An 18061-nucleotide genomic window follows, 5' to 3' on the forward strand; every position below is an offset into this window, starting at 1 on the left:
CTCACTTAAAATTTAACGTTGGCGCTTTGTTTTGTTCAGTTTTCAAAGAGCAATATCTTTCGAAACAGCTTATTTATAATAACATCTTCATTACCGTAAGTCAACAACTTTTTTAAAACTTTTTAAAAGTTTGTAATCTGTTTGCAACTCGTTCGTAACGACAGATATAAATATAACACCATTACGTTAACTGCGCAATACTTTTTTTAAAGTTTTTTTGAGATAATATTGTTTTTCTTTCAAGCCCTCGAATCCATTCTATTGAAGGAAATGAAATTATAATAAAAAAACAAAAACCGAATGGGACATACCAGGATCATGAGCTGCGCCCAATGATCCCGGCCATCCGAATTCGGCCTGCAATCAATATTCATTTTGCTTATATTAGCGATGTCTCATCAACGGGAATAACAGGACGTCACGTATAGATGGAGAATTGGTCAATAGCATAACCAAACGGTCAACACCAATTCCAAGTCCGCCAGTTGGCGGCATTCCATATTCTAACGCCTCCAAGAAATCTTCATCCATTTCATGGGCTTCATCATTACCTTGCTCCCGCTCTTTTAATTGAGCTTCAAAGCGTTGACGTTGATCAATAGGATCATTTAGCTCCGTGAAGGCATTTGCATGCTCCCTACCTACAATGAATAACTCAAAACGATCTGTGAAACGGGAATCTTCCGGATTTTTCTTTGCCAAAGGAGAGATTTCCACTGGATGGCCATAGATGAATGTAGGTTGAATCAACTTATCTTCTACCTTCTGTTCAAAGAATTCATTTACGATATGGCCGAACTCCATGGATTCCTTAACTTCAATCCCATTTTCTTTAGCAAGCTGCTGGGCTTCTTCTTTACTCATTTGAGTCCAGAAGTCCACCCCAGTATATTCTTTTACAGCATCAACCATGTGAAGTCGTTTCCATTCCGGCTTTAACTCTATCTCATACTCCCCATACTGGATGGTAGTTGTCCCCAGAACTTCTTGAGCGATATGGGCAATCAGGTTTTCCGTTAAACTCATGATATCTTGGTAATCTGCATATGCCTCATATAATTCAATCAATGTGAATTCAGGATTGTGTCTTGTAGATACGCCTTCATTTCTGAAAACCCGGCCAATTTCATAAACTTTCTCCAATCCGCCGACGATTAAGCGTTTTAGATGAAGTTCGATGGCAATCCTTAAATTCAAAGGCATATCCAAGGCATTATGGTGAGTAAGGAAAGGGCGTGCTGCAGCTCCACCAGCAACAGAGTGCAGTAGAGGCGTTTCCACTTCAAGGTATCCGTGATCATCCAAATACCGTCTCATGGCTTGTACAATACGACTGCGCATGATCAATGTGTTTTTACTTTCCTCATTTGTAATTAAATCGACATAACGCTTCCGGTAACGCTCTTCAACATCCTTTAGGCCATGAAATTTATCAGGCAACGGGCGAAGCGCTTTAGCAAGGAACACATATTCTTTAGCTTTTATGGAAAGTTCCCCGACTTTCGTTTTGAAAATAACGCCAGTTATCCCTACGATATCGCCAAGATCCGTTTGGTTGAAAATTTGGTAAGAATCTTCTCCTATGTTATCTAAACGGACGTAGATTTGGATTTGGCCACTAATATCCTGGATATGGGCAAATCCCGCTTTCCCTTTTCCACGCTTCGTCATGACACGGCCAGCGATCGTAACTTCAATTTCTTTTTCTTCAAGATCTTCTTTTTCTAATTCACCATAAGCACTGACTATCTCCTCAGTGTTATGTGTGCGCTCGAATCTGCTCCCGAAAGGGTCTTGTCCATTATCCATCATGGCCTGCATTTTATCGCGCCTTACCTGCAGTTGGTCATTCAATTCTTCATGACTCACGAAAATCATCTCCATCTTTATTAATAAATGCAATTATATAATTAATCAGAAATTCTTTTGCATACATATTTATTCTTACATAAAGTAAAGGAATTCAACAGCTTTTTATCTTAAAACATCGTTTATGTACATATAAAAACTGCCAGGATTACTGGCAGTTTAAGATAAGCGTATTATAGGAAAATAGGAAGGTAATGTCAAACATCAGACCATTTGGATATTCTGTTGCTTCGCTTCAATTTCATCAACGAGTCCATATAGAAGGCTAACAACATCTTCCCTTGTTTCACAAACATTAATCCCTTTACGTGCCTTAGCATTCCCTTTAACACCTTTTAAATACCAAGAAGCATGCTTGCGCATTTCACGAACAGCGACATTTTCATTTTTCAACGCGATTAGACGATCCATATGAAGCACGCAAACTTCCATCTTTTCACGAACAGAAGGTTCATCCATCAGTTGACCAGTTTCCAGATATTTCACAGTCCTGTAAATCATCCACGGGTTACCTAGAGCTGCACGGCCGATCATGACTCCATCAACACCCGTTTCCTTCAGCATTCTTTCCGCATCCTGTGGAGTTTCCACATCGCCGTTACCGATAAGTGGAATATTAATTGATTTCTTCACTTCACGGATGATGTCCCAGTTAGCTTTTCCTTCATACATTTGAACTCGTGTTCTGCCATGCATGGAAACAGCTTTGCCACCTCCGCGTTCAACAGCCTGGGCATTTTGAATCGCAAAAACGTGCTCATCATCCCAGCCTATGCGCATTTTCACCGTTACCGGCTTTTCAACAGCATCAACCACCGCTGAAACCATCTCATAAATTTTGTTTGGATCGAGAAGCCACTTTGCACCCGCATCACATTTAGTGATTTTAGGGACAGGGCAGCCCATGTTGATATCAATGATGTCAGCATTTGTATTTTTATCTACAAATTGTGCTGCTTCGACCAAAGATTTCTTTTCACCGCCAAAGATTTGCAGACTTAACGGCTTTTCTCTTTCATCTATATAAAGCATATTCATCGTTCTAGCATTTTGTAAAACGATTCCCTTGTCACTGACCATCTCCGCACAAACAAGGCCAGCACCAAATTCCTTGACGGTCAAGCGGAATGCCGAGTTACAGACTCCCGCCATCGGTGCTAGCACTACCGGATTCTTCATTTCTATATTGCCTATTTTTAACACGGTGTGCCTCCTATAACATTCTTTCATTTATCCTCTGGTGGCTGAAGCTCCTCAATGGAAACATGAAGTATTTCAGCCACTTCCAGTAAAAATGCTTCTGAAGGGTTGCGGTTCCCTCGTTCGACTTCTCCCAACAAGGAAACAGAAACGCCTATTTCTTTCGCAAATCCTTCCTGGGTATAACCCTTTAACTTTCGAAAAGCGCGAATACGCCTTCCCCATTTTTCACCTTCCATAATCGAACTCCTTCTTTATCCGAAATCTGTTCAAGCAGGTCGCTCAAAGGTGCATACATTTGCGGAAGTGATATATCAGGGTCCACTTCCATTAAAGGCACGATAACAAATGCCCTCTCGTGCATACGAGGGTGCGGGACTGAAAGAATCTCTGTCTCAATATTTTCATGATTATATAACAAAATGTCAAGGTCTAAAGTACGGGGACCCCACCTGATTTCCCTTTTTCTCCCTAATCCTTGTTCAATTTTCATACATGCGTGAAGTAATTTTTCCGGTTCTAAATCGGTTTTCACTTTTAGGACAGCATTTAAAAAACAGTCCTGATCTTCATATCCTATCGGGTCTGTTTCATATAAAGAAGAGCAGGCCACCAACTTGATATGCGGATTTTCAGACAATAACTGGAAAGCCCTTTGGAATGTTTCAAGGCGATCCCCTAAGTTCGAGCCTATTGAAAGGTAAGCAATATTTACCACAATCAGCGTCCCCTAACAATCTCTATAGCAACCGAGTCATAATGACCTGCTATTGGAGGATCTGGTTTATAAACCTTCACGGTGCATGTCTCGATAGAAGAATATTTAATAAGTAGTTCAGAGGCAATTTTTTCAGCAACAGCCTCCACTAACTTAAAAGGTTCTCCCTCGACAACACTTTTACACACTTCATATAACTCACCATAGTTGATTGAGTCTTCAAGGTTGTCACTCTTCCCAGCCTTGGTTAAATCAGTCTGGACAATCAAATCCACCTTAAACCGCTGACCAAGCTTCGTTTCTTCCGGAAAAACTCCATGATAACCGTAAAACTCCATTTTATTCACATATATCTTATCCATTTCATTCACCTTTCCCTAATAGAGCATCCATCATCTTTGCAGTCCGTGCCATTTCCTTCACATCATGTACACGAACCATTTGACAGCCTTGTTGAATGCCATGGCAGATCGTGGCGGCTGTTCCTTCCATCCGCTCATCAGGCGGCAGGTCCAGAACATGTCCAATCATGGACTTCCTTGATGTTGCTAGCAGTACAGGATAACCTAAAGATACCAGCTTATCAAGGTTCCTCATCATTTCCAAATTTAAATTTAAATCTTTCGCAAAGCCGATTCCCGGATCGAGAATGATGTTTTCATCCTTGACTCCCGCCTCCTTAACCAACATGATGCTTTCGAATAAATCCTGAAGTACATCCCGCACAAAATGTCCATAACTCATATTATCTCTGTTATGCATCAAGATAATAGGCACCTTATATTCCGCAGCAACCTTTGACATCAAGGAATCGGCCTTACCTCCCCAAATGTCATTTAATATATGGGCTCCTGCTTTTACAGCCGCTTCGGCTACTCTTGATTTATACGTATCGACCGATATTGGTACCTCAATATTACGGGATATGGCTTCAATAATCGGGGCGACTCTCTCTATTTCCTCTTCATCCGATATCCTCTCATAGTTAGGACGGGTGGACTCCCCGCCTACATCCAATAAATCAGCTCCGTCGTTGACCATCCGTTCGGCATGCTTCAAAGCGGCATCTATCCGATTATATTTCCCGCCATCCGAAAAGGAGTCCGGCGTAACATTCAAAATACCCATAATTAAGGTTCTATTACTGTAATCCAAATCAAATGAACCGCATTTTATTTTTGACGCTCCAGCTAATGACATCCAACGTTCTCCTTCGCCTTAAGAAATCTATATATACGAGTTTACCCATTTACATAGGCATAGTGCAAGTTCCATGAAGATTTGGGAAGCTTCTGCAGACTTTACTACAAAAAGAAAAGCAAAGCCCCTAAGGAAGGAACTTCGCTTCTAATTTTTAGTGTCTCGTCTTACTCAAAGTTATATAATGGCGTACTTAAGTAGCGTTCACCATTACTTGGTATGATAGCTAGTACCTTTTTGCCTTTCCCCAGCTTGTCAGCCACTTTAATGGCAGCTGCAATTGCGCCACCAGAAGAAATTCCACCAAGGATTCCTTCCTCTTTAGCCGCACGGCGGGCATAATCAAACGATTCCTCTGTATTGACTTGAATGATTTCGTCATAGAGATCAGTATTCAAAATACTTGGGACGAAGCCTGCACCGATTCCTTGGATTTTATGAGGTCCTGGAGCCCCACCCGATAATACCGGAGAGTCCGCAGGCTCAACAGCAAAAATCTTAATGTTAGGGTATTTTTCACGCAGGACTTCACCAGCACCTGTTATCGTTCCGCCAGTACCGATTCCGGCAACGAATGCATCCAGACCTTCATCACCAAAGGCTTCAACGATTTCAGGTCCTGTAGTGTTCCGATGAACTTCAGGGTTGGCTACATTCTCGAATTGCTGTGGAATGAAGTAACCTTTTTCTTTAGACAGCTCAGTCGCCTTTGAAATTGCACCCTTCATTCCTTCAGGTCCAGGAGTAAGAACTAATTCTGCACCATAAGCACGAAGCAAGTTACGGCGTTCCAAACTCATCGTCTCCGGCATAACCAGAATTGATTTATAGCCCTTTGCCGCAGCTACCATCGCAAGTCCTATTCCAGTGTTTCCGCTTGTAGGTTCAATGATCGTATCACCTGGCTTAAGGGTACCATTTTTTTCTGCCGCTTCGATCATCGCAAGGGCGATACGGTCTTTTACACTACTGCCTGGGTTAAAATACTCAAGTTTCAGATAGATATCTGCACTGTTTTCATTTTGAAGCTTGTTTAACTTCACAATAGGTGTTTGTCCAATTAAATCGATTACAGAATTAGCTATACGTGCCATTTTCTCCACTCCTTATCATTTTAATACCGAGTATGTTTATTGGTTTTATAAATTTAAAGTTACCAGTTTTTATAGTTCATTGTCAATGATTATATACTATATTCTAAATTTTCTCACACAACCATCGACCTACTTTTGTTCTTTCGATCCATAAAACCACTCTACATCAAATTCGTCCCAGAAAATTTTCCCTGAGACCGGTGCCTGAATCTGTTCAAGAGCTATTTGGCGTTGAATCTTGTCTTTAACCTCATCATATTCATACTGCTTGCCCTTTATTCTTTCATGCAGATAGATAATGGCCCAGCCTTCTTCCGTTTGAATCGGATCACTCCACTTTTTCACCTTCAAATTCTCGGCAGCAGTAATGTATTCCTTGGAGACTTTCTCGTTATCCTGGGATATATAACCCATGTCGCCACCTTGGTTGGCAGTGAATTCATCAAGGGACTTTTCCATCGCTAAGACATCAAAGGGGACGCCTTTCTCCAGTTCACGTACGATTTGGTCCGCTTGCTTTTTTGTAGAAGAGGTAATATGGGAAATATGGAAAGCAGTAGGGATTCTGTAGATATCCTTATTATTATCATAATGATTCCGCATTGCCGTTTCGGAGACCGAAACGTCCTTGGTAAGGAGCTTCTCGAGGAGGAGACTCGATTGAATTTCCTGCCTCAGTTGCTCGTTACTTTTATTAAGGTTCTGACCGGCAGTCCCATACATCGTTTTCATCATTTTAAGTTCCCGATCAAGCTCTTCATCCGAAATTTCCACTTTATATTTTTCAGCTGCCTGTTTCACGACCTCTTTATCGACCATTTCCTCAAGTACATCTTCCCCATATCTTTTTTCGAGCTCATTAATCCATGCGTCCCGGGAAATATCCTTGGATCCAACCTTTGCGGCCGTTTCTTCCCCGATGACGGATTTTGAAATGATCAGTGGTTTTATGACAAAGATAATGATAGTCAATAGGTTCAACAAGGCAAGGGCAGCAATAATCGCCCGAAGCTTTTGTTTTGGCAAACCCTTATCCCCCGTATATTATTTTTTGGTTTCCGCTTCTAGTTCCTCGAGTTCTTCCTTCGAGAATTGGTAGGTCTGATTACAAAAATGACAATGTGCTTCCGCTTGTCCATCTGTATCAATGATATCCCGAATTTCAGCTTGCCCTAGGCTAATCAATGCATTTGCAATTCTTTCCTTAGAACATTGACAGGAGAATTGGACATCCATTTTTTCTAGTATATTCACATTGCCCTCACCTAAAATCTCGGTTAGGATTTCTTCAGGAGTCATGCCGCTCTGAATCATCTTAGAAACAGGAGTTATCGTGCTTAGTCGATTTTCGATTTTTGAAATCGTATCTTCGGGTGTACCCGGCATCAACTGGATGATGAATCCACCCGCTGCAAGGATTGAATTATCCGGATTGACCAGGACCCCAACCCCCACAGATGAAGGCACCTGTTCGGAAGTAACAAAGTAATATGTGAAATCTTCACCTAATTCTCCCGATACAATCGGTACCTGACCTGAAAAGTAATCACGAAGACCGATATCTTTGACAACAGTCAACAATCCATCGGTTCCTACCGCTTTCCTTACATCAAGCTTTCCTTGCTCATTCAAATCAAAGTGAGTTTGCGGGTGAGTGACATATCCGCGGACTTCTCCCTTTGCATTGCTGTCGACCAGGATGGAACCGATCGGTCCTCCGCCTTCGATTTTAATCGTCAGCTTTTCTTCACCTTTTAACATTCCGCCCATCATGACGCCTGCCGTCATCGCCCGTCCAAGGGCAGCTGAAGCAGTAGGCCATGTATAATGGCGCCGCTGAGCTTCTCCTACCGTGTCTGTTGTTGAAACAGCATATGCCCGAACCTGTCCCTCATAACCTAACGCCTTTATTAGATAATCTTTCATTTATTTTTGCTCCTTCCATGCTTTGTGTTACTTCTTCACTTGCTCACGATTACGTTTATAAATCAACTGCAGCCCCTTCAAGGTCAAAAATGGCTCCACTACGTCAATCACAGTAGACTCATTGGCAATTAAGGTAGCCAATCCACCAGTTGCTATTACCGTTGGTTCTAGATTACTTTGCTCCTTAATTCGATTAACGATTCCTTCTACCTGTCCAACATACCCATACAAAATACCAGCCTGCATGGCGGACACCGTATTTTTCCCAATAATCCCTTCTGGCCGGCTGATTTCTATTCTTGGAAGTTTGGCTGCCTTTGAATAAAGTGCTTCAGTAGAAATATTTATACCCGGGGCAATGGCTCCGCCCATGTATTGTTTATCCTCATTTATATAGCAATATGTAGTTGCCGTGCCAAAGTCCACGATAATGAGAGGGCTTCCATATTCCTGAATGCCTGCAACAGCATTAACGATTCGGTCCGCACCCACCTCACGCGGATTTTCGTATTTAATATTCAATCCAGTTTTTATTCCAGGTCCAACTATAAGCGGTTTTATACCAAAGTATTTTTTGCACATTCGTTCAAGCGCAAACATAATTGGCGGAACTACCGAAGAAATGATGATTCCATCAAATTGATCAAACGAAAGACCTTCATGTTGCAGCAAAGACTTTATGATCATTCCATACTCATCTTCTGTCTTGTGACGGCTAGTCTCAATTCGCCAATGATATTTTAAAATATCTTCATCGTATACGCCTAGTACAGTATTCGTATTCCCAACATCCAATACAAAAATCATCGTTTCATCACTCCGGTAAATTATTCTCCAACATCATACCACACTGTTATTTACCACGCTATTAGTCGCACTTTTCGAAAGGTAACCCAGAAACTTCATCATAATTAATTCAAGAGTGAAGAAAAGGGTATTTCCGAGGCGGAAATACCCTTTTGAATTCAGTCAACTTAAGACTTTTTATTGTCATCTTCGTTCGGGAAGGAAAGCGGCTGATCTTGAGGCGCACCTTCTTTGATTGGAGGAGTATTCAATCCTTCCTCCGTTATTTCAAGGTCCTCAGGTCCTCTCTTATCCAATGGATCTAACAGGGCCTCTTTTTCTTCCTTCTTCGTATTGATGTTCACCTTGACATTCTCATCAGTGGTTAAATTCCCATTAAGGGCTGTATAATCCCGTTCTGGCAATTTACCATTATGGAATAAACCTTTGATCTGTTCAGCATCAAGCGTTTCCACATCAAGCAAGGTTTTTGCGACCAAATCAAGTTTTTCACGATTTTCAGTAAGAATCGTCTTACATCTTTCGTAAGCTTCCTTGATGATACGTTGGATTTCAAGATCAATTTCATATGCTATTGCATCTGAATAGTTTTGATCATTGTTGAAATCTCGGCCTAGGAAGACCTGACCTTGTGAATTACCGAATTGAAGCGGTCCAAGTTTACTCATGCCATATTCCATAACCATGCTCCGAGCTATGCCCGTTGCACGTTGGAAATCGTTATGAGCACCGGTACTCACTTCTCCGAATGTGACTTCTTCGGCTACACGGCCACCCAATAGCCCTACGATTTTATCTTTAAGCTCAGGTTCCGTCATGAAGAAACGATCCTCTTTCGGCAGCATAACTGCATAACCGCCAGCTTGACCACGAGGGACAATCGTAACCTTATGAACGACTTCGGCATCATCCAGAACCAATCCAATAATGGTATGGCCTGCTTCATGCCACGCTACGATATTTCTTTCCTTTTTGGAAATGACACGGGTTTTCTTGGCAGGTCCAGCGATAACGCGATCCGATGCTTCATCCAAATCGGACATGTCGATCTTCTTCTTATCTTGACGGGCAGCCACAAGCGCAGCTTCATTCAATAAGTTTTCAAGATCCGCACCAGAAAATCCTGGAGTACGCTGAGCGATCGCTTTCAAATCGACTGTTTCTGCTAATGGTTTATTGCGTGCATGCACTTTCAGAACTTCTTCACGGCCCTTAACATCAGGGCGCCCTACCGTTATTTGACGGTCAAAACGTCCTGGACGCAGTAATGCCGGATCCAATACATCAGCACGGTTAGTCGCAGCGATGATTATGATTCCTTCATTACCACCGAAACCATCCATTTCCACCAGAAGTTGGTTCAATGTCTGTTCGCGTTCATCGTGACCGCCGCCAAGACCTGCGCCACGTTGACGTCCGACTGCATCAATTTCATCGATAAAGATGATACATGGTGCATTCTTCTTAGCATTTTCAAACAAATCACGAACACGGGATGCACCGACACCCACAAACATTTCAACAAAATCAGAACCACTGATTGAGAAGAAAGGAGTTCCGGCTTCACCAGCCACTGCTCGTGCAAGTAAAGTTTTACCTGTACCAGGAGGCCCAACTAAAAGTACCCCTTTAGGAATACGGGCTCCAAGCTCGGCAAATTTTCGAGGGTCTTTCAAGAATTCAACAACCTCGACAAGTTCCTGCTTTTCTTCGTCCGCCCCGGCAACATCGTTGAAGCGTACTTTTTTCTTATCATCATTATACAATTTCGCCTTACTTTTCCCGAAGTTCATGACACGGCCACCACCGCCGCCCTGAGCTTGGTTAAGTAAAAAGAAGAAGAGAATAAAAATGATTACAAATGGAATGATGGAAGTGAAAAATGTCACCCAGCCACTTGTTTTTTCTGGAGGTTCAACAGTGATGATGTCCTTACCCAACTTGGTTACGGCATCATTGATTCTGCTCTGAGAATATTCACTGAAAGGCACGTACGTCACAAAGAATTTATTTTCCTCATAACCTTTGAGCTTTCCTGTGATTTCAAATACACTGCTTTCGGGCTGCATCGTCAGTGCAGTAACATCCCCATTCTCCAAATGCTTATAGAATTCATCTTGGGTCATTTTCTCCGTTGGTTCATTGTTATTATTAAAAATGCTTACAATCCCAATGATGACCAAAAAGATCAGTAAATAAAATATGGTATTACGGAAGATCCGATTCATCCCTTACCTCCTCCCACGGGTAAACAAACTATAGTAAATACTATCATACAAAATTAATGAATTACAATAATTTAACACCGCTGTTTTTATCTGGTCTTCTCTTTCAAACAAGTACGATTAATTCGAGTAAATTTCAGGCTTCAATATGCCAATATACGGGAGATTACGATACTTTTCCGCAAAATCAAGACCATATCCGACAACAAATGCATCCGGAACGATGAACCCGGCATAATCCGGAGTGATATCCGCTTTCCTGCCTGTTGGTTTATCCAATAATGTAACGATTTTAATTGATTTTGCTTTTCGATAACGGAAAAGTTCCGCAAGATAGCTAAGAGTCAAACCGCTGTCGATAATATCTTCTATGATCAAAATATCCCGGCCTTCAACCGATGTATCAAGATCTTTGATGATTTTCACTTCACCGGAAGATACAGTGGAGTTACCATAGCTTGAAACATCCATAAAGTCCATTTCAAGATGTGTATCCACACGTTTCAGTAAATCTGACATAAATGGCATGGCGCCTTTCAGCACTCCGATTGCCAACGGGAACTTACCTTGGTAATCAGCTTCAAGCTGCGCACCCAATTCCCTGATTTTTTTTTGAAGTTCTTCCTCTGATATTAAAACCTTTTCAATGTCGTTTTGCATGGTCATTGTAATTTATTGCCCCCCAAGAAGAATTAAGCTTTTTTATATTCTAAGTAGATTAAAGATTTTTCATCAGAAATTATATCCGGCTCAATATTCGATTTCTTTAAACCAGGTAGCCAAATGGCCATTCCCGTTTGATCGATGATGACCGGCCACACATTTCTTTCTAGCATCGGGATCTTTTCATTAATGAAAATATCCTTTAACTTTTTAGTTCCACCCAATCCCTTGACGGCCATCCGTTCGCCTTCATTCCTGGTCCGGACTGTAAGAGGAAACTGAACAGCTGATTCGGGAAGAATAAAAGAATGATTTCCTCTAAGTACCGGAATTTCTTCTTTTATATAGTGCGCTTTAATCTTATATCCATTCGGAAGAATAGTCTCACCGGGAATTTGTAATTTAAGGGAATATTTAAGGCTTTTTTGCCGAAAAAATCTAAAAGTGCAAGCTTGATATGATTTTTCCGCAATAAGGCCCTCCGGAAGATGCAATTCTGCAGATGGTTGAGGATTTAAAAACAAAACTAAAAGTTGGTCAATATGTAATGCCGAAAGCGATGAAGGTCTCTCCAAATAAAGATAGTTTAATATTAGTTGAATCGCCCTTCTTTGTAAAGGTTTAGGCATCGCTAGAACCTTATCAATCTGAATAACCGCTTGATCTTTATCCTGTTGGATCCAAACCTCGGACATTTTGCTTGAAACCATGTTCAAAAAAAACTCTTCATCTTCATAAAGCTCTTCACTGAATCGTTGAAAATGCTCATGAACCTTTCTATTTTCCTTCTTTAAAAATGGAAGGACTTCATGTCTAAAACGATTTCTTGCATAGGCACCCGTTTCATTGCTCGGATCAAACCTTGGTTCAATATTATGAAGGACCGCATATTCGATTATTTGGCTTTTCGTAATTTCAAGAAAAGGCCTGACCAGATTCCCGGTATGGAACCGTCTTTTTATGGGAATACCAGCTCTCGCCTTACCTGTCGCCCCTCTTGTTAAACGCATGAGCATCGTTTCTATTTGGTCATCTCCATGATGCCCCAGTACAAGCGTGGAGGCTTGATGTTTATCCATCATTTCCTCATAGAAAGCAAAACGCGACTTTCTTGACGTTACTTGTGAACTTTCCCCCATCTGCTCCATCCGGGCAGGAACATCGATCCTTTTTCCCTCGAATGTAATGCCCCACCGTTTACATATATGCTCGACATATTTGTAATCCTCATAGGATTCTTCACCTCGAAACATATGGTCAACACTTGCAACGATCATCTCGTAATGAAAAAGAGGTTGAATTTCCTTAAGGATATGGAGAAGCACCAATGAGTCCGGTCCTCCGGAAACGCCTATTAGCAACTTCGAGTGTTCCTTAATCAATTCATTTCTATAAATGGTACTCAGAACTTTTTCCTTTAACATACAATCTTCCTTCTTTATGAACAGGCATTAGTTTTATACGATTCAATCATGAAATGGTTTCAACTATTCCATGGCATTCACATAATAACTATATCATAACAACTGTTCATATATGTATAGAACATAGAGCATCGATATGATGGCAACCAGCAAAAAAGTTTCAAAAAAACCGCCACTTTTCTTTTTTGAATGGTTTTGGGACCTTCTTGCTTGTCTCGTTGCAGGTTGTATTGTATGCGGCTGACCCGCCGCTGCCTGAGTCAGGCCCTTTTTCTTCGAATGATTTCGCTTACTTAGAACCATGACCAAATCCTCCCGCATTTGGAGGGCTGAATCATACTGCCCGCGGAGTGCTTTATCCAGCAGCTTTCTATATGGGTGCAATTCCTTTTTCTGCTTAATCAGGTCGTTAAGCTGTCTATACCCCTCCCCTTTCTTATGGAAACGTCCAGGGTAGGCTGAATTGATAATAATCATCGCAACAGCGAACAAGTCATATTGCGGATCAGCCTTTCTTGATCCAAGTCCCCAGTAACCCCTGTCAAAGAACTCAGTGAATTCTTTAACAGATCGCCCGATTAAGGTGGTTCCGCCAACATCCACGCACCGTACCTTATAGGCTGGTGAAGTCACGATTAAATTCTCAGGTTTTAAATCCCCGAATACCCATCCATTGGCATGCAAGGCAGACAAGCTTGTTAAAAGCTGAAGCATCAAGACTCCAATCCATGATGTACCTTTTTTATCGATGAAACGCAAAAAATCGTGTCCGTGGATATATTCCATGACATAAAAAGGGAGCTGCTTTCCTGTTTTCATGAAATCATCCGCTTCCAAAAAGGAAGGTCCAAGGGTAGACCCCTGGACCTTTGAAAAGGATTTTAGGATATTCATCTCCGAAATAATGGACGTCCCATTATCACTGAGCTTTAAAGCATAATGACGATTTCCGCTTTCAACCAAATAGACGATCCCGTTCGCTCCACACCCCAATTCCTTAATGATTTTGTACTGATTTTTATTCCATTTTCCAGTGACTACACTGCCAGGCAGGAGTTTACATTGATTCCTCAAAGTATTGTTCATCATCATGTGATAACAATCCCCTCAATGAACGTTTTTTATTGAAATATGTCAAAGCTTCACGAATGGCCGGACCAGTCGGAGTGAGTCCCCCTGTGCTAAGCTTAGGAAAAGTTGCCGTCAAGGCTTCAAGGTTCGGGGTCCAATCCAGCAGCTTTTCAACATCATTTCTTTTCCCAGGAAATACGAATACGGAAAAACGGCTATCACCCATTCTTGCATTCATACTAAGGGAAAGATCTAATAAAGAATCTTTTACTGTAGGCAGTTTATGTTTCATGCTTGCACTTGTATCAACAAGAATCAATACTTCGAGCTTGCTTGTTTCCCCAAGCTCATCAACCACCTCCATCACTTCTCCTCGTTTATCGGGCGGAAGATCGTCCATCGTTTTTGAATCTCCAAGTATTTGTTGAAGTTCACGATTGATAACGCCCTGTATAGTTTGAGTCATTGCCTTTTGGGTCACCATTTGGACGGTTTGGGACAACTGCTGAGCATAGACTATTTGACTTACGCCACCTCCGGAACCAGCAATCTTCTCAATTTCCTTAAGCCCCTTTTCATCTATCACATCATTTTCCATGACACCTATGACATTGATGGTTATGCCTTGCTCCCTTGCCAATTCAGCCATGGCAGAAGGTTCCTCACCATGATTTGAACATCCGTCGGTTATAAGCAAAATCTGTCTTAATGTTCCTGCTTTCATGTTTTGCTCTCCCTTCCTATCAATTTGTTACCATAATTGACTAAAAAGGGGGAAATTATACGCCAAAGACATCTCATCAAGTCACATCACGGAGTGAAGGGATTGAAAAGAGTGCAACCCTTACCTTTTATCCGTCTTCCATTTCTCCACCTCATTTTGGTTTTTTTCATTTTATTTATATAAACGGCCCCTACTGTGCCTTTTTACGTTTTGGAGAAACGGGAATGGACGCCCATTTCGGTGTGTTATGCTTTATTTTCGATGTAACCACTGTCATATCATCATCTATGATCCCTTTAGTTCGGATGACTTCTTCCAATATTAAATCAGAGATTTCCTGCGGGTCGTCTGTTTCCATTTCCTTGATTTTCCGTTTAAGCCAGAACTCGATATTTTCGACATGTGAGGGGCCATCGAACACTCCATCGCTCATCATGATTAATATGTCCCCTGCCTTCAGCTCTTCTGATACAACATCAACATCGAAATCCTGGATGATTCCCATAGGAAGGTTACTTGATTCGATTTTTATTATCCTATCCCCCCTTTTAATGAAACTCGGTATCGAACAGATTTTTAAAAACTTAGCCCTTGCGTCCTGAAGATCAATCATTGCCAAATCAAGAGTCGAAAATATTTCATCGGTAGTGCGTAGAGATAATACGGAGTTTACGGATTTAATGGCTATTTTTTCTTCTATTCCCGATTGTAAAAATTTTTGTAGAAGCTTCAATGTCTCTGTACTTTCAAAATGGGCCCTTTCCCCATTTCCCATTCCATCACTGATGGCTATCGCGAATTTGCCGCAGCCAATTTCCATTGTCGTATAACTGTCTCCTGATACAAGCCCTCCCCCCTTGGCAGCATGAGCCACACCCGTTTCGACCGTGAATTTTTTTGCTGACCTAAATATCACCTCACATTGCCCGTTTGGATATGTTGCACACTCTTCTGAATGAACGACTATCGTTTCCCCTAAAATGTCAGAAAGCATGGGTGCAATCAACTTTTCACATTCCCCTCTGCCCTGGCAGTATGGGACACTCATCTCTATATCAACATTTCCTTGTTCTAGACTGTATATTTCAACATGGCCTATGTGCAGGCCAAAATCCTGGATGGCTTCCAAAATGGATTCTTCATGTACATGATGATTCTTCCTTTCCCTTTGAATTTCTTTCGCAAAGTCATCCATTACTGCCGAAACGCCCCTCAGTTGATCCGCCACCAGTTTCCGGCTTTCCTTCACCTGCCTTTTTAATTTTTGGTTAGCTTCAAAATAAGTAAGTTCCTGTGCTATCGCCCCAATGACCTGAGGCCCGCGGCTACAATATTTCCCCCATTCTTTCGAAGTTTTTTGGGGGAGCTGGCCATTATTTTCACTTAATTGAAGCATAATTTCCTGCATGCCGTCATAGGTTGTATTAAAGTTCTTGGACCAGCATTGTTCCTTCTTAAAACAAAGCTGGCACGTCTTTTCCGTTACATTACTTAAGAAGTAGTCGAATTCTTTCTCATCTTCCTCCAATCTCCCCCTTTCATCCACTTGGGAAAAGCTATTTGAGAGCGCCTCAAATACATGTGAGAATTGCTCCACCCTTTGAGCGGTGACATCCCTCACTTTTCGGGCATACTGCTGCTGCTCATCAGAATTCTCGACTGTTCCCGGTATATGTTTCGCTATTTTGTTGATTATGGATGACGGCGTCAATATAAACAGGGCCACAGCTATAAGTGATTCATAAAGGGTCACCATAATATTATTGGTGCCCTCACCATATAAACCTATCAGTAATGTAGCAATCAAGAGGCCGCTAGCAACCCCTATCTTCCTTCCCTCCTTCAATAAGCCTCCCAGGAGCCCTGAAAATGCGAGAAGGCTCATTTGATAAAGACTTGCAATACTTGCCAAGCTGAATATCAATCCAGTAACTACACCTACAGTGGAGCCTATGGCGGCCCCTCCTGCCAGCCCGAAGAGGAGGACCAGGTATCGCGAGAATATATGGTCGAGTGATAAATCGTAGATCATCCAGCCGATGGTTCCGGTCATCACCGAAGCCAGCAGGATGATGATGCTGACGATTTCCTCCGTCTTTAATGATTGGGACTTTGTCCGAACGGTCAGCATCGGGATGGATTGTATGAAGATTAAGGTTAAAATCATTGCGAGTCCCGCCTCTACCCCTATCATCATTAAGTCATACAGCTGAATCGTTCGAAATACCAGATATTGCTCCGCCAGGTTGACCAGGAATAGTGAAGCAAAGACGTACATCGACATGGTCTTGAATTGTCCTTCCACGGCGGGCTTCTTGATTTTATGAAATAACAGGAGCAGGAACGCCGATGCAAAGATGACTAAACTATTCGAATAGTGAACGGTCAGCCCACCTGCAATCAATCCGAATAAAGCCAGCGGAGCCCTATCACGTCTCATGAGAAAAACAGCTGCGAAAAACGGAAGTCCAAATGGTGCAAGCTGCGAAAGAATCAAAGCCCGTCCTAATAAAAAACCGATAATTGCTAAAGAGATACCTTTTTTTATGAATATGTCTTCCGACTTCATTTGCAGTTGTTGGATCCAATTGATGGCCCCTGCCTTCGCTTCTTTTAATTGAACATCTCCAAGAGGTTCCATCATAGGTCTTTCTACTTTTTCCATTTCAACACCCCATTCGTATTAGTGGTTTTTATTATATAGAGGGCTTGTCTATTTTTTTGTCAGAATTTTATAAGCGAATAACAAAAACGTTCGACGAAATTCTTCTTGAACAATCATTTGTATACAGGTTTTTGTCCCTTTTTTTTCAATACGGAAACGGGCGTTCTTTTTTTTTTGAAGAAAAGCAAAGTTTTTAGGTTATTTTTGCGGAAAATAACACGAATAAATAATCAGGAAATGGAAACCGACAAACTTTATTTTTTTTGTTGACATTTTTTCTTCACGACTGTAAGATATAACTTGTGCTTCAGTAGCACTTACCATTATGGCGGCGTAGCTCAGCTGGCTAGAGCGTACGGTTCATACCCGTGAGGTCGGGGGTTCGATCCCCTCTGCCGCTATCTTTTTTCATGAAAATCACGGCCCGTTGGTCAAGCGGTTAAGACACCGCCCTTTCACGGCGGTAACACGGGTT

16 protein-coding genes and 1 tRNA gene are annotated in these 18061 nt (G+C 41.7%); 1 reads left to right on the forward strand and 16 read right to left on the reverse strand.

Annotated elements, in window-relative coordinates:
- Positions 1–384: 384 nt before the first annotated feature.
- The 16 genes from lysS to spoIIE form a co-directional block, all read right to left on the reverse strand.
- A complete protein-coding gene (gene lysS / locus ACFVSH_RS14950) occupies positions 385–1878 on the reverse strand; it encodes a lysine--tRNA ligase (RefSeq protein ID WP_387604890.1) in 1494 nt (497 codons plus the stop codon).
- A 195-nt stretch (positions 1879–2073) separates the two neighbouring features.
- A complete protein-coding gene (gene dusB / locus ACFVSH_RS14955; RefSeq protein WP_260288354.1) occupies positions 2074–3072 on the reverse strand; it encodes a tRNA dihydrouridine synthase DusB in 999 nt (332 codons plus the stop codon).
- Between the two features lie 23 nt (positions 3073–3095).
- Entirely contained in the window at positions 3096–3308 is a 213-nt protein-coding gene (locus ACFVSH_RS14960; RefSeq protein ID WP_063235935.1) for a helix-turn-helix domain-containing protein, read from the reverse strand.
- Positions 3260–3787, reverse strand: coding sequence for a 2-amino-4-hydroxy-6-hydroxymethyldihydropteridine diphosphokinase (folK, locus tag ACFVSH_RS14965; RefSeq protein WP_387706628.1), 528 nt, complete (start codon positions 3785–3787; stop codon positions 3260–3262). Before folK ends, ACFVSH_RS14960 begins: the two co-directional genes overlap by 49 nt.
- A gap of 2 nt (positions 3788–3789) precedes the next feature.
- Positions 3790–4149, reverse strand: coding sequence for a dihydroneopterin aldolase (folB, locus tag ACFVSH_RS14970; protein WP_260288353.1), 360 nt, complete (start codon positions 4147–4149; stop codon positions 3790–3792).
- Between the two features lies 1 nt (position 4150).
- Positions 4151–4987, reverse strand: coding sequence for a dihydropteroate synthase (gene folP, locus ACFVSH_RS14975; RefSeq protein ID WP_387604896.1), 837 nt, complete (start codon positions 4985–4987; stop codon positions 4151–4153).
- Between the two features lie 167 nt (positions 4988–5154).
- Positions 5155–6081: a cysteine synthase A gene (gene cysK, locus ACFVSH_RS14980; protein WP_387604898.1), complete on the reverse strand. Its 927-nt coding sequence runs from the start codon at positions 6079–6081 to the stop codon at positions 5155–5157.
- A gap of 129 nt (positions 6082–6210) precedes the next feature.
- Positions 6211–7107 (reverse strand): peptidyl-prolyl cis-trans isomerase, encoded by an 897-nt coding sequence (locus tag ACFVSH_RS14985; protein WP_387706630.1) that lies wholly within the window; start codon positions 7105–7107, stop codon positions 6211–6213.
- Between the two features lie 18 nt (positions 7108–7125).
- On the reverse strand, positions 7126–8007 hold the full coding sequence (gene hslO, locus ACFVSH_RS14990) for an Hsp33 family molecular chaperone HslO (protein WP_387706632.1): 882 nt from the start codon (positions 8005–8007) through the stop codon (positions 7126–7128).
- A gap of 27 nt (positions 8008–8034) precedes the next feature.
- A complete protein-coding gene (locus ACFVSH_RS14995; RefSeq protein ID WP_387604902.1) occupies positions 8035–8814 on the reverse strand; it encodes a type III pantothenate kinase in 780 nt (259 codons plus the stop codon).
- Positions 8815–8981: 167 nt separating this feature from the next.
- The gene (gene ftsH / locus ACFVSH_RS15000) at positions 8982–11042 is read right to left on the reverse strand and encodes an ATP-dependent zinc metalloprotease FtsH (RefSeq protein ID WP_260288347.1); all 2061 of its coding nucleotides are present in this window, start codon (positions 11040–11042) and stop codon (positions 8982–8984) included.
- Between the two features lie 117 nt (positions 11043–11159).
- Positions 11160–11699 (reverse strand): hypoxanthine phosphoribosyltransferase, encoded by a 540-nt coding sequence (gene hpt, locus ACFVSH_RS15005; protein ID WP_076373001.1) that lies wholly within the window; start codon positions 11697–11699, stop codon positions 11160–11162.
- Positions 11700–11731: 32 nt separating this feature from the next.
- The gene (tilS, locus tag ACFVSH_RS15010) at positions 11732–13126 is read right to left on the reverse strand and encodes a tRNA lysidine(34) synthetase TilS (protein WP_387604903.1); all 1395 of its coding nucleotides are present in this window, start codon (positions 13124–13126) and stop codon (positions 11732–11734) included.
- 93 nt (positions 13127–13219) lie between these two features.
- Positions 13220–14218 carry a protein kinase domain-containing protein gene (locus ACFVSH_RS15015; protein WP_387706634.1) on the reverse strand — a complete coding sequence of 333 codons (999 nt, stop codon included), beginning with the start codon at positions 14216–14218 and terminating at the stop codon, positions 13220–13222.
- Complete coding sequence (locus ACFVSH_RS15020) at positions 14184–14921, reverse strand: VWA domain-containing protein (protein ID WP_387604905.1); 738 nt, start codon at positions 14919–14921, stop codon at positions 14184–14186. Before ACFVSH_RS15020 ends, ACFVSH_RS15015 begins: the two co-directional genes overlap by 35 nt.
- A gap of 190 nt (positions 14922–15111) precedes the next feature.
- On the reverse strand, positions 15112–17586 hold the full coding sequence (spoIIE, locus tag ACFVSH_RS15025) for a stage II sporulation protein E (protein WP_260288345.1): 2475 nt from the start codon (positions 17584–17586) through the stop codon (positions 15112–15114).
- 327 nt (positions 17587–17913) lie between these two features.
- Here spoIIE and ACFVSH_RS15030 point away from each other — a divergent pair.
- Positions 17914–17987, forward strand: a tRNA-Met gene (locus tag ACFVSH_RS15030).
- Positions 17988–18061: the final 74 nt, after the last annotated feature.

The sequence above is a fragment of the Peribacillus sp. NPDC058002 genome (genome assembly GCF_042886655.1).
Taxonomy (GTDB): domain Bacteria; phylum Bacillota; class Bacilli; order Bacillales; family DSM-1321; genus Peribacillus; species Peribacillus aracenensis.